The following is a 14,245-nucleotide window of genomic DNA, read 5'->3' on the forward strand; positions in this document are numbered from 1 at the left end:
GGTGGCGGTGGCGGCGGGAACATCCCCGAGGAGTCCAGCAGCAGGGTATGCATCTGTCCCCAGCAGTATTCTACCCCATCCATATAATCCGGTGGTGTGGGCCGCCATTTCCCCGGATCCGAGCTGCCCAGGTATTTCGGCTTCCCGCGGGTTTGAGGGTAATCGTCCACATTGGCCCTCTTCAGGATCATTTTTCCTACTTTCTCGCCAAACTCTACCGAGCGGCTATAGGTCTCCTCGTCCAGGTTATCCTTAAACCGGGCATATACCTTATCCTCGTACTTTTTTAATGTATCTACCGAGAAGGTCACCTTATGGGCCACCGTAAAGAAAGCTTTGGTGGCGGCCAATGTGTAGTTATACTTTTTGCCCTGCTCAGGTTCGGGTGGTGCACCAAAACCCTTCAGCTGTGCCGTGATCGAGTTATACTTCGGATCGGCATACCGAATGGCCTCATATGCCGCCAGTGAGGTATAACCGTAAATGCGGGCTGCTACCGGCGGCGTGAACACATCATAGATGATCACATTCGTCAGCTGGTCCTCATTCTCATGCAACACCCCTGCATCATCGATCGGGCTACTGGCTGATTTTTGTTTACAAGATGCCGCCAGTGCTAAAATAGCAGCACAAGCAACCAATATTTTTAAGGTCCTCATAATCAATTTATTTCATTGAAATATTTCTGGCATGTCCAAAATTATCTGTAATCGTAACCGTCCCCATCGTATCATCAATATTCATAAATCTGCCCGACTGCGACAGGAAGGAGTCACCATAATAGAACTCCTGCTTGCCTACTTTCCCATTTTTGTAGTGTATGGTAGCAAACATATCCATCGGCTGCAGCTTAACCAGGCGAACATTCCGTTTAAGCTCGAAAATTTTCATCGCGTCCCTGTTTTGGCTGGCCGCCAGTAGATAATTCCCATGCGCGCCTGCTACCTTAACCAGAGCCTTGCCATTACCCGGGATATATATACCTGATTGCAAAATACTTAGTGGCTTAAAATCACCCTTACCATCGCCTTTAAGCATTAAACCGTTAAATGCATCATAACGGCCAGTTGTAAGTTCTGTGCCATAATCGTTACCATTCATTACCACATCAAGATTACCATCGCCGTCGAAATCGTCGACAGACATGCCGCAAAGCTGTGATAATTGTGCCTGAATTGGCAATGATGTCATAGTAAACTTGCCATTGCCGTCGTTACGCAAATAAACCGATTGTAAAGTATTTGCCTTAAGCCGCAATGCGTCTTTACGCATTTCAGGCGGCAATACTTCATCCATCGTAGCTGTGGCAAATGATTTATAATTCTGGAATTTCACCCGCATACCAATCATTTGCTTCACAATATCGTCACGTGTATGTACCGGGAATTCCTTCATCTGTCCATCCTGATCTTTCAGAAAAACCGAAGGGATAGCATCATAACTACCATTGTTATCAAAATCTTTGGCCGTTATATAAACCGGATATTGATCACTCGCTTTAAAGAAGGTATTCAGCCCTGTATTGCCAACTATGTAATCAGTTCTGCCGTTATGTTCAAAATCACCGGCTGCGATGGTATTCCACCAGCCCAATTTGTCGCTAACTCCTGTGTTGGCTGTCACATTTTTGAATACACCATGATCATTCTTTAAAAACATTACCGGCATCCATTCACCAACTGCTACCAGGTCTGGCCAGCCATCGTTATCAAAATCAGTAAAAACAGCATCACAGACCAGACCAGCATTCGTGAGGTCTTTTGCTACTGACGAGGTAACATCTGTAAACTTCGCATGACCATTTTGGCTGTCATTGCGTAAAATAAAGCTGGAAACAGGCTTCGGATAATTCCACGGATCAACCCTGCCGGATACAAACAGGTCAAGCTTGCCATCCTTATTGTAGTCAACAGCACGAACACATAACTTGCTGGTATAGTTTTTAGGTAATGCGTCTGCCGCCTCAGTAAAATTTCCTTTGCCATCATTAATGTAAAGTCTGTCCTGATAAAACGGAGAGCCTGATTGATTGGCATAACCACCGCTAGCCACGTACAGATCTAGTTTACCGTCGCCGTTGGCATCGAAAAGCAATAAACCCTCATCTTTAAACTTATCAGAAGGTTTTGCGGGCGTTGATAGCAATTTGCGCTGAATAAATTTACCATCGGCCTGTTGCAAGAACAGCTGCGACGGATATTTTGATGTTCCACCAACTATAATATCATCAAGACCATTACCATCAACATCTCCGACAGCTAGCCCTGGAGAATACTCAGATAGCTTGTGCGGTAATAATTTTTGCACGTTGAAATCGATATAATCTTCATCCTGATTCTTATAGTTTACACCCAGCATCTTCGTTACCTCCCTAAACAAAGACTGCTTGTCAATCTCAGGCTGCTTAAAAGTATAAGACTCGCGGGCATTGTTTATATCAACCTTCAAAACCTGGTCGGCCTTTACATTCTGTAACTTTTGCTTTTGACCGTTTTGCCAGCCTATTACAACTGAATCAAGTGTGCTGACTTTACCCAAGCCAAAATGCGCCATATTTTGAATGGTAGACAAATAGCCTCTATAAGGAGTATTCTCATATACCTGATGTTTACCATGGTCGTAATAAATATCAGCCCAGGCACCGATCCCATTTATGTTATTTGGGCCACCTTTGAATGTAACATGCAAATAATGACAATCATTCGGGTCTTTTTCCCGCGAAGTATTTTTAAAGATCATAGCCTCATCATTAATATTATTAATGATCACGTCCATATCACCATCATTATCCAGATCGGCATAAACAGCGCCATTTGAAAATGTGGGTATTTTAAATCCCCAGCTCTCTGTTACATCGTCGAATTGCAGTTTCCCATTATTTCTGAAAGCAAAATTTGGAATCTTAACTATAGGAATTTGATCCAAAATTTGCTTTTTACTAGCTATAAAATAAGATTGGGCTCTGAAATTCATAAAATCATGATCAGTCACATCTCTTGGATAGCCATTCGTAATTATCAGGTCACGGAAACCATCATTATCAAAATCTGTCAGCATAGGCCCCCAACTCCAATCTGTCTGGGACACATTGCTCATAAAGGATATTTCGCTAAATGCAGGGTCCCCTATTGAATCATTTTGCCCAACTCTTGGCCCCTGATTAAGTTGCAACGTATTTCTTGAATATTGGTATTGGTGGCCATAATGATCATAGTTCTGAAACACCTGGTAGTTATTGGGGCTCATGAACATTTTTTTACGATAATTATCCGGCGGGTTCATGTCCAACTCAAATACATCAGCTAGTCCATCATTGTTTACGTCCTCGATATCCTGGCCCATCGCGCTTGTTGATGTATGCCTAAAATACGCTTGGGACTTATCCGTAAATGTGCCGTCGTGGTTGTTGATGTAGAGAATATTGTCAGGCAAAAAATCATTTGTTACATAGATATCTTTCCATCCATCACGGTTAATATCAACGGTTGTTGCAGCATGGCCAAAACCTTCCATTTTAATCCCAGCCTGCATAGATACGTCATGAAAAACCGAATGTTTTAACACCGGGTCCCAGTCATTACGATATAATCTTCCGGTGCTTCTTGCAGACCCATCCTTAATGATTGGCCTAAATAGACTGGTATTATCAGTTGGATCAACCTCGTTAACTGTGAGATACATATCCAGATCGCCATCATTATCATAATCAAAAAATGATGCCATGGTGGAATGTACTGTTATATCCAGACCGTACTCCTTCGCCATTTCTTTAAAATGAGGAATACCCTGCTTATCTACTCCCTGGTTGACATAAAGAAGGTTACACCTTTTTTGCGGATCATTTAGCAATGTGTTGCATACATAAATATCAAGCAGGCCATCATTATTTATATCTACTACGGCAACACCTCTGCCCCAACCACCTTTCCCGCCTACTCCTGCCTTTTCTGTAATATCATCAAATTGCATATCACCTTTATTGAGATACAATCTGTTTGATACCGCATTTCCGACAAAATAAATATCCTGTAAACCATCATTATTGAAGTCACCGACACCAACACCACCACCATTATAAATATTTAATTTATCAAGTGGATTTATAGTGTCATTTTCGATAACGAGGTTATTAAAATGCACACCTGAACGCGAAGATGGTATTTGTTCAAATAGGGTTGTCTGTTTGCAAGAAAAAAATAAAACAGGAATTATAAGATATAAAAGGTGTCGAAAAACTTTCATTACAGCAGTTTAATTTAGCTTCACTCTGTCAGGGCGATGTTTGTTTACAGGTTTATATTTCGACCTATAAGTAAATATATAGTAAAAAATATCACCCGCTAATTTATAAAAAAAGGGTGGTGATATATATCACCACCCTTTTCTTTTCATTACTAATTATTAATAGTTTGTGTTTTGAACCAATTTCCCACCTTCAATATCTATTTCACTTTGTGGTATAGGATAAACTTCATCCCGGCCCGCTGTAAATTTGGCAGTGCCAAGAGTTGGGTTTGGAATACGGTTGTCGGCCTTATAGTAGGCGTTCATTACACCTGCCATGTATCCCGCAGGCATTGGCCCTCCGAATCTGCCGTCCATACGTTGCAGATCAAAGAAACGATGACCTTCCATACCAAACTCCAATTGTCTTTCTGTAATCAGTGCTGCAAGAGCATATGCCTTACCTTGAGCAGTAAATTGCCCAGTATATAAACCCACTTTATAATTAGCAGCAGGAGTATTGGTAAAGCCTTTGGCCGGGTTACTATTATCTATATAAGTTTTCACCCAATTGGATGGAAGCGCTGCCCTAGCTCTTATTGTGTTTACATCAGCTTCTGCTGCTGCCAAATTCGGTGCACTGCCCAAAATATAACATTCGGCTCGCCATAATATGATGTCAGCAAACCTGATGATATTATAATTATTAGATACTCCCTGGCTACCAGCCCAACCACCTTGAGTATCGGTTGTTGTAGCTTGGGCAGAGTGATAAAACACATTTTTTATTGGCACATACGGCACCAAATCACCACGGGTCCACGGTTCGCCGCCACCTAAACCCCAATCCAGGTAAGGAATATTTCTCCGGCCTACAGTCCAGTCAAGGCGCGAATCTATAGCTTCATTAGTAGGTGTATAAGCTGCACCCGCAGCAACACCATGGTCATTGCCTAAATTCACTACGTCATATTGTGGAAATCCGGTACCAGCATCGATTTGAAACATTGGCAAACCATTGGCATCCACTTTAAACGCATTAGCCAGGTGGTATGATGGCGTATAAAATCCGCAGCAGCTAGAATAAGTACCGCCACCGGGGAAATTCAACACGTCTCCGGCGTCATCATTCTGCCCGTTTGAACCGTCATTTACAGACATCTGAGCAGCGAACACTGATTCAGGCCCATTTTTCTTTAATGCATTGAAGTTGTCATTATAAGGCTCCAAAGCATATTTCGCTCCGCTGGCTGTTTTGCCGCTTGTAATAAGCTCTGTCAGCAAAGGTAAAGCCTTATCATATTCATGATTGTATACATAGGCTTTTGCCAAAAACGCCTCAGCAGCCCACTTATTCGCCCGGCCGGCCTGCGGTTGGGTGTCGGGCAATTTAGCCATCGCATCTGTAAAATCTTTTTCAATTTTATCCCATATCGGTCCAGGATTAGGAACATTATAATTGCCTGCCAGATACGTAATATTTTCATCAACATAAGGAACTTTCTGCCATATCTTGGCGAGTTCAAAATGGTAAAGACCGCGCAAAAACAGCGCTTCTGCTTTAGCAGCATCAGCGTCAGTCTGAGACAGCGAGCCGTCTTTAACCAGCGGTATTTCCTGTATCACATTATTTGCACGAGCAATACCCGCATAGCATACCTGCCATTTAGAGCCAAGATACCCGTCGGTTGGGTTAATGCTAATATGCTGTTCGATAGCTGTCAACCCTTCATCTCTCTGGTCACCGGTGCTTGAACCTTTATATGCATCGTCTGAACCTACGCCGCCCCAGCTCCAATTGCTAATGCCAGAGGCAAAAGCTGAACCCGGCTGACCTTGATAATATCCATCCAATAAAGAATACGCGCCGATTAATAACCCGTCTACACCAGCTTTAGTAGGAAGTATGTCTGCGGGTAGTACGCCTACAGGGGCCTTATTCAAGACCTTCTTGCAAGAGTACACAGAGGCAAGAAAAACTAATGCCCCTAATGCTATTAATTTATAATTCGATTTTTTCATAACAAAAATTTTTTATTGTTAAAATGTCATATTAACACCTACCAAATATGTTTTCTGGTTATTAGGATATGCACCGTAGTCTACCCCAAAAGATGCGCTCTGCTGAGGGAATGCATTACCTGACTGGTTAAGGTTATTAACCGATGGGACCAACTCGGGATCTAAGCCGCTATATTTTGTGATAGTGAACAGGTTGGTTGCCTGTACATATACATGCAATTTACTTATACCAATGTTTTTCAAAACACCCGCATCAAAATTATAACCAAGTTGTGCAACACGACATTTCAAAAATGAACCGCTTTCAATGTAAAAAGTGCTTGGAATTGTGGTACCCAATGCCTGGCTAATCGTCATAGCTGATTGGGTTGCACCAGGATTGGTAACCGTATTAGTAGCTGGATCTACATTAGCTGATTTTGTTATCAGGTCGATATCCTTGCCACCTGGGAAAGCACCATATGTGTCAGTCCAGTATTTTACATAATTGAAATCTTTGTTGCCATGCGAACCATATAATACCATTGAAAAGTCGAATCCTTTGTAGCTGGCGTTCAGGTTAACGCCATAAGTAAAATTAGGGTTAGGATTGCCAATGAATGTACGGTCATTAGCATCAATCTTTCCATCGTTATTAATGTCCTTATAAATATAGGCTCCAGGTTGTGCGCCAGAATAACCAGGCAGGCTTGACACCTGTGATGGGTTTTGATATATACCAGCAGTTTCATAACCATAGAATGAACCAATAGGATGCCCCACTTCCTCTCTTACGAAAGTACCGATACGGGTACCGTTTGATACAGTAAAGTAACCCGGATCAGCCAGCTTGGTGATCTTGTTTTTGTAAGCAGTGATGTTCGCCCCGATGCTGAACTTGAAATCCTGGCCCACATTCGCATGATATGTTGCCTGAAAGTCAATACCGGTATTCTGTACATCGCCTACGTTGACAGTTGGAGGGCTTGCCGAACCTGTGATTGCAGGAAGCCCTTTAGGGAACAATAAACCGCTGATCGATTTTTTATACCATTCCAGGCTTAAATCAAGGTGACTGAACACTGAAGCGTCAATACCGATGTTAAGAATCTTATCAGTTTCCCAAGTAGTGTTAGGGTTACCAATACCGGTAAAAGCATAACCGGGTACAACGCTATTTCCAGATCCTGAAATATCATAAAACGCGCTTCCCAAACCTTGGTTAGCGGTGTTAAGTGCGTTTGTTCCCAGCACGTTTGCGTTGCTACCTGTTGAACCGTAACTGCCGCGAAGTTTCAGATCCTGGAGCCAGCTAATGCTTTTCAGGAAATCTTCCTGAGAAACGCGCCAACCTAATGATATGGACGGGAATGTACCCCATTGACGACCAGTATAAAACGAAGAGTAACCGTCACGACGTACGGTAGCGCCTAGCAAATAGCGGTCATTATAGCTATAGTCCAAACGGGCAAAATAGGATTCAGTTCCCGTTGGCTGATAAAGATATGTACCATTACCACCTGACAAACCGATCGATGTTGATTTGGTTGTTTGTGCAACTGTAAGGAAACTAGGGTCCAGCGATACGAAGTTTGAGGCATTTACACCTAACTGCTGACCACCATTTTCTTTGATTTCATAACCTGCGAAAACATTGACACTGTGTTTGCCAAATGTTTGTTTGTAAGTAATGCTATTGGTCCAGTTATAATTAAAATAATATTGCGCAACCTCGGTATATCCATTCGGGTTTGCGTGTGGCTCATAGTCGTAATACGGGGTATTTGTTGTAAAATAGTAAAAAGTGTTGCCAGCATTGCCACCGAAAGCTGTACGGGCGGTGAAATGTTTCAGAAAGTCAAGCTCTGCAAAAACAGTTCCCTGCATGTTCCAGGTTTTATTTCGGTCATTTTTAGTTCCCATCTGCTGGGCAAGCGGGTTACTACCGTTACCCAGAGGTTCACCAGTAGGACCATCGTAAGCACCACCAAAATTACCTCTTATATCATAAGCAGGTATAAGTGGCATTTCACGATATGTATTTGAAATACTACCTCCTTCTTGTTGTTGGTTGAAGGAGCTGCCACCGTTGTTTTCGCGATAAAACACGTAACCGCTTTCACCAAAACGCACGTGATTATCAAGCACGCTATAAGTGTTGTTAACACGTGCCTGGTAACGTTTCTCAAAGGTCTCAATTAAAGTACCCTGTTGGTTAAGGTATTGTAATGAATACAAGTAGGTATTTTTATCATTGCCGCCACTTGCAGTTATTGTGTGGCTTTGTTCCGGAGCGGCTTTGAAAATTTCATGGAACCAGTCTGTACCTTTCTGGTTAAATTTTTGTACAAGGAAATCGTTACCTGGATTTAAGGCATCGAAAAAATAACCGCCTTCAATAGCAGGGTCATTGGTAACACCTGCTGAACCAAAAGTGGAATAATCCGCTCCGCCATGGTAACCATAAACCGGTAAAGTTCCTGCACCACCAGCATACAGTTTTTGTTGTAAACCGGTATCATCGGCTTGGTAAGCTAATGCTGATTGCTGAGAAGGGGTCATCAAATGCCATACGTTACCTCCCGGAGGTACCTGACTACCATAATATGCATCGTAGTTAAGCACAGTTTTGCCTGCCTTACCTTTTTTGGTAGTGATCACAATTACACCGTTACCACCCGAAACACCATAAATAGCTGCTGCACCGGCATCCTTTAATACGCTGATGCTTTCTATGTCATTGGGGTTTACCTGGGACATATTGGTGGTTTGAACACCATCGATAACAAACAGAGGTGTACTATTACCAAAGTTGGTAATACCGCGGATGAACACCGTACTTGAAGAACCTGGGGCGCCCTGGTTAATTACGGTAACACCGGAAGCCTGGCCCTGTAATAATTGCTCAGAGGTAGTAGCCGGTATCTTTTTTGCGTCGCTTACATTTACTGATGCAACTGCACCGGTAATATCCTTTTTCGCCTGGGTCTGGTAACCAGTTACCACCACCTCGTTTAAGGTGCTGTTAGTAACAGTAAGCGTAATAGTTCCTAGTGACGGGCCTGTCACCGATACGGTTTTTGCCTGGTAACCAATGTAGGAGATCACCAGTTGGTCACCATTGTTTGCGTTGATAGTAAAAGCGCCGTTTACATCGGTAACAACACCTACGTTTGTACCTTTAATTTTCACGGTAGCACCAATTACTGGTTGCTTATCATCACTTCCGATGACTTTACCCGTAATCTTTGTTTGGGCTGTAACTACCAACGAGGAGAGCGCGCATAATACTAATATGCACAGCGTCCTTCCTTTTAGAAGTAAACTTTTAAACATGAGATTGAGATTTAGTTGATTAATTTATTGATTTAGTTGATAATTGAAATTCTAGCTAATGCCAGCTATTGCTGGTTTATTGACTGGGATCAAAAAGGCTTATGCGATGCCCTCTGAAGTAGTTTGAGAGGCTAAGGGCATTGCATATAAAAGAAATAAGTAAAAGTTTTATCATTTAATATTTGATAATAGATTTTAAAAAACCGTCACTGTCCCTTGTTTCAATACACCGAAACACCATTTAAAGTGCCGGAGCATTAAAAAATCACTATGTTATAATTATATCAGGTTATACGGGTTCTGCCGCAAGCCGACAAAACTTAATTGGTACTGCATCTAATTTAAATAGAGTGTATTGTATACACAAGCACAATTTGAAGATTTATAAATTAATTATTTTTTTACAGTTTAATTATATTCAACATCCAGAAAAATAAGATTTATTTACAAATAGTTCAATAAATCTCACATATAATTGAAAAAATAACAACGTAAAAAAGCTGCTATACTTTAATGCAAACTTTTAAAAAGTAATAATTCTGCATTTTAATTACTACGATGCCAAAATAAATTACATTTTTTTATTGGGTGGGTGGCAAAAAAGAGATTTTATATCCAGATAATTATGTTAAAAAATCATCATAATTATGCAGCAAAGTATCACTTGTTGATTTACAAAATTAAATGTTAACTAAACATTTAATTAGTTGGAGAAATATAAGAAAATATTGGGCCAAAATCATTTAAACAAACTAAAAGGCCGGAATTGTTTAAATAATCCCAGCCTTTTACACTTTATTAAACCTTTTATATTTTTCTTAAATTTTCATTGAAAACGGACAAAATAATATCATTAAATTTTCACTTTGACCAATGCACTGATGCCGATTGTACGTCGCTTGAATTAGTGCCAATTTGGATTATAAATTCGCCCGGCTCCCAGTCATATTTCAGCCTGGTATTGTAAAATTTCAAATCGTTGGCAGTGATATCAAAAGACACCTCTTTTTGCTCTCCTGCTTTAAGTGATATCTTCTTAAAATGTTTCAACTCTTTAACCGAACGGCTTATACTTGCAACGGGGTCGCTTACGTATAATTGCACTATTTCCTCTCCATCTATATTCCCGCTATTGGTTACTGTAACAGTAGCTTTTAGTGTTTGATTACCTTTCAAACTGCTTTTGCTCAGTTTTACATCACTATATTTAAAGGTAGTATAGCTCAATCCATAGCCAAACGGGTATAATGGTGCGTTGGAAACATCTATGTAATCTGATTTGAACTTAGCCGGCCCTTTATCATCAAACGGACGACCGGTATTTTTGTGATTATAATATATAGGTACTTGCCCCACATTTTTAGGGAATGTTACCGTAATCTTACCAGATGGGTTATAATTACCAAACAACACATCAGCAATGGCATTGCCCGCTTCTGTTCCTGGCGCCCAAACATCCAGGATAGCGTTTGCATGCTGATCTTCCCAGGGTAAAGTAAGCGGACGGCCATTAAACAATACCAATACAATTGGTTTTCCGGTTTTGAAAAGTGCTTTTAACAGTTCCTTTTGCGTTTCTGGTATGTTGATATCAGAACGACTGGCAGACTCTCCGGACATATTTGCCGATTCTCCTACTACTGCTACAACCACATCAGCTTTGTTTGCAGTTTCAACGGCTTCATCAATCATTTGCTGAGCGGGGCGGTTATCCCTCTCCTGCTTCATACCGAAAAACCAGGCACGGGCATTTAATAAGGAGTCATCCGTAATATTGGATCCCCGGGCATATAATACGTTAACACCAGAACCGGCCACTTTCTTCACACCGTCAATCACACTTACCGATTTCTTTGGATCACCTGCTATTACCCAGGTACCCAGCATTTCCGATTGATTGTCAGCCAGCGGACCGATCAAGGCAATAGTTCCCGACTTTTTCAATGGCAATATCTGAGCCTTGTTCTTTAACAATACGAAAGAGTGCTCAGCAACTTCCCTTGCAGCGAGGCGGTTAGCTTCGGTCAATTCTGTTTTCGCCTCTACCTCGGAATTGATTGACTTATAAGGATTGTCAAACAGTCCCAATTTATATTTGGCCTCCAGCACCCTGCGGCAAGCCTGATCTATCTCCTGCTGTGTTACTTTTTTCTCTTTTAATGATTTCTTTAAGGTTTTTAAAAAACCTTCGCCCACCATATCCATATCCAGGCCGGCTTTTAATGCTAATGCTGATACCGTTTGCAAATCACCTAAACCATGGGCCGACAATTCGTTAACAGCAGTATAATCTGACACAACAAACCCTTTAAAGCCCCACTGCTTGCGTAACAGATCTGTCAGCAACCATTGATTTGCAGTTGCCGGAACACCATTAATAGTATTGAATGAACTCATGAAGCTTCCCGCACCCGCATCCACAGCTGCTTTATATGGCGGCAGGTAATCCTGGTACATTTTTATCGCGCTCATATCAACCGTATTATATTCACGCCCGGCCTCAGCACCACCATATAATGCAAAGTGCTTTACACAGGCCATCACCGCATCGCTATTTTTCATATTGGTACCCTGATAGCCTCTCACCATTGCTTTGGCGATCATCGAACCCAGATAAGGGTCCTCACCCGAACCTTCTGAAATACGGCCCCAGCGAGGGTCGCGTGCAATATCTACCATTGGTGAAAAAACCCAGTTGATGCCTTCGCCTGTTGCTTCACTCGCTGCAATTTTAGCAGAACGTTCGATTAAGCCCATATCCCACGTTGCAGACATACCTAACGGGATCGGGAAAATAGTACGGTGACCGTGTATCACATCAAGCCCAAATATTAAAGGTATATGCAAACGTGAATTTTTTACCGCAAGTTCCTGCGCCTTACCGATATAGTCGGTGCCGTAAACACCAAATATTCCTCCAATTTCTCCTTTTTTTATCCCCTCCTCGACACCTTTATTTACTACTGAACCAGTAAGCGCCCGGCCGCTGGTTACCAGGTTAAGCTGACCTATTTTTTCATCAAGGGTCATCTTCGCCATCAGTTGTTTCACAAAAGCATCCATTTTGGCATCGCCACTGCTACCTTGAGCCATAGCCATGACAGGCGATATCAATGCAGATATTACTGCGATCTTCCGGAATACCCGGTGTAAGAAATATTTTTTCATTTTAATTGAATGAAAACAGGTTTAAACTGGCGTTGGAACTTGTATAAATAATATCTTTACAAAGTTAAACCATTATAAAACTGGTTCTGATATTTAATAAATTCAAGTTCAATAATTGGTTGTTGCACCTTTGCTTCAAAGAGCTTGGTGTATTTTGAACACAATAGTATTTATTATAATTCAGATAATCAAAGTATTTTTGCACAATAACTTAAAATGTTTAATAAACAGGAGCTTATAGATTTTTGTGAAACAGCACGCAGCAATTATCTCGATCACATCTCGATTGACTGTGTAGTATTCGGGTTTCACGAAGGACAATTAAAAGTTTTGGGGCTTAAAATAAAAAATGAAGCGTCCTGGTATTTACCTGGCGGTTTTGTAATGAAAGACGAGCCCATCGAAATGGCTGCCAACCGCATCCTGAAAGAGCGTACCGGACTGGACGAAATATTTTTACAACAATTCCGCGTGTTTGGCGACCCCGACCGTGCAAGGCCGCACCATGATATGTATAAAGATATGCTGCCACCGGAAGAGAACTGGTTTTCCATGCGGTTTTTAACTATCGGCTATTATGCTTTGGTTGATTTTGTTCATGTAAACCCCACACCTGATGGCCACTCCGAGAGCTGTACCTGGTATGACCTGACCGATCTGCCTGATTTTAAACTCGACCATGCCCAGATCATCAAATCTGCTTTGGATACTTTACGCCTTCAGCTAAACTATCAGCCTATCGGCTACAACCTGATGCCAAAGGAATTTACCATGCCGGAGTTACAAAAGCTGTACGAAACCATCCTGGATAAAAAACTCGATCGCCGGAATTTTCAGCGCCGTATGCTGGGCTTTGGTATCCTGAACCGCTCTGAGCAGCCACGAAAAGGTGGGGCACATAAAGCGCCCTACCTTTATTCATTTGATCTGAAGAATTATCAAAACGCCCTGAAAGAAGGTTTAAAAGGTGGATGGTGAAGTTGATTTTATATTGCCGATACTTCATCCTTAATTTTCAAATCGCAATTCGTAATTCTAAAATCGTAAATATTACGCGTTTGAATGCAACGCTACTGCATTGCCCTCAGTATCGATAAAGAATGCCATATAACCTATTTCATCGCTGATCTTCCCTTTGGGCATAGTTATTTTGCCGCCGGCCGCTTCTACTTTTGATAACGCCACATCCAGATTGGGGTTGCCGTTAAAATAGATCTTCACACCGTCGGCGCTTGGTTTGTGCATGTCACTTTGCACTAATCCGCCTGAAAGTTTACCGTTCATTTCAAAGGGGAAAAATGCCATTTTCATACCCATCATTTCCTGTTCTTCCATGGTAATTGAAAAAATAGTCTCATAAAATTTTTTAGCTCTTTTGATGTCGCTTACTGATATCTCAAACCAGTTGAGGATGTTTACTGAAGAATCCATAGTGATTTTATTTTTTGGGTGAACCTGATTAAATTATTAAGCCCTTATTAAGTCAGCATTTAATATTTAAGGTGTATTTCAGTGC

The 14,245-nt window shown here is 41.5% G+C and carries 6 protein-coding genes and 1 pseudogene; 1 reads left to right on the forward strand and 6 read right to left on the reverse strand.

Annotated features, from left to right (window positions below):
- The 5 genes and pseudogenes from Q3A68_RS16530 to bglX all read right to left on the reverse strand — a co-directional run.
- Positions 1–659: pseudogene (locus tag Q3A68_RS16530) on the reverse strand (vanadium-dependent haloperoxidase); the annotation flags it as partial.
- 7 nt (positions 660–666) lie between these two features.
- Entirely contained in the window at positions 667–4,242 is a 3,576-nt protein-coding gene (locus tag Q3A68_RS16535) for a VCBS repeat-containing protein (RefSeq protein ID WP_302902223.1), read from the reverse strand.
- A gap of 159 nt (positions 4,243–4,401) precedes the next feature.
- Positions 4,402–6,246 carry a RagB/SusD family nutrient uptake outer membrane protein gene (locus Q3A68_RS16540; RefSeq protein ID WP_302902224.1) on the reverse strand — a complete coding sequence of 615 codons (1,845 nt, stop codon included), beginning with the start codon at positions 6,244–6,246 and terminating at the stop codon, positions 4,402–4,404.
- Between the two features lie 18 nt (positions 6,247–6,264).
- Positions 6,265–9,561, reverse strand: a complete 3,297-nt coding sequence (locus tag Q3A68_RS16545; RefSeq protein WP_302902225.1) for a SusC/RagA family TonB-linked outer membrane protein — start codon at positions 9,559–9,561, stop codon at positions 6,265–6,267.
- An 861-nt stretch (positions 9,562–10,422) separates the two neighbouring features.
- Complete coding sequence (gene bglX, locus Q3A68_RS16550) at positions 10,423–12,729, reverse strand: beta-glucosidase BglX (RefSeq protein WP_302902226.1); 2,307 nt, start codon at positions 12,727–12,729, stop codon at positions 10,423–10,425.
- Between the two features lie 216 nt (positions 12,730–12,945).
- On the opposite strand from bglX, the gene Q3A68_RS16555 reads away from it, so the two are divergent.
- Positions 12,946–13,707 carry an NUDIX hydrolase gene (locus Q3A68_RS16555; RefSeq protein ID WP_302902227.1) on the forward strand — a complete coding sequence of 254 codons (762 nt, stop codon included), beginning with the start codon at positions 12,946–12,948 and terminating at the stop codon, positions 13,705–13,707.
- A 72-nt stretch (positions 13,708–13,779) separates the two neighbouring features.
- On the opposite strand, the gene Q3A68_RS16560 is transcribed toward Q3A68_RS16555, so the two are convergent.
- A complete protein-coding gene (locus tag Q3A68_RS16560) occupies positions 13,780–14,160 on the reverse strand; it encodes a VOC family protein (protein ID WP_302902228.1) in 381 nt (126 codons plus the stop codon).
- Positions 14,161–14,245 lie beyond the last annotated feature (85 nt).

The organism is Mucilaginibacter tolerans (assembly GCF_030519375.1).
Taxonomy (GTDB): domain Bacteria; phylum Bacteroidota; class Bacteroidia; order Sphingobacteriales; family Sphingobacteriaceae; genus Mucilaginibacter.

What these genes read in the sequence shown, in the direction of transcription:
- Q3A68_RS16535 (WP_302902223.1), bottom strand. Translation starts at nt 4,242, where the DNA reads ATGAAAGTTTTTCGACACCTTTTATATCTTATAATTCCTGTTTTATTT.
- Q3A68_RS16540 (WP_302902224.1), bottom strand. Translation starts at nt 6,246, where the DNA reads ATGAAAAAATCGAATTATAAATTAATAGCATTAGGGGCATTAGTTTTT.
- Q3A68_RS16545 (WP_302902225.1), bottom strand. Translation starts at nt 9,561, where the DNA reads ATGTTTAAAAGTTTACTTCTAAAAGGAAGGACGCTGTGCATATTAGTA.
- bglX (WP_302902226.1), bottom strand. Translation starts at nt 12,729, where the DNA reads ATGAAAAAATATTTCTTACACCGGGTATTCCGGAAGATCGCAGTAATA.
- Q3A68_RS16555 (WP_302902227.1), top strand. Translation starts at nt 12,946, where the DNA reads ATGTTTAATAAACAGGAGCTTATAGATTTTTGTGAAACAGCACGCAGC.
- Q3A68_RS16560 (WP_302902228.1), bottom strand. Translation starts at nt 14,160, where the DNA reads ATGGATTCTTCAGTAAACATCCTCAACTGGTTTGAGATATCAGTAAGC.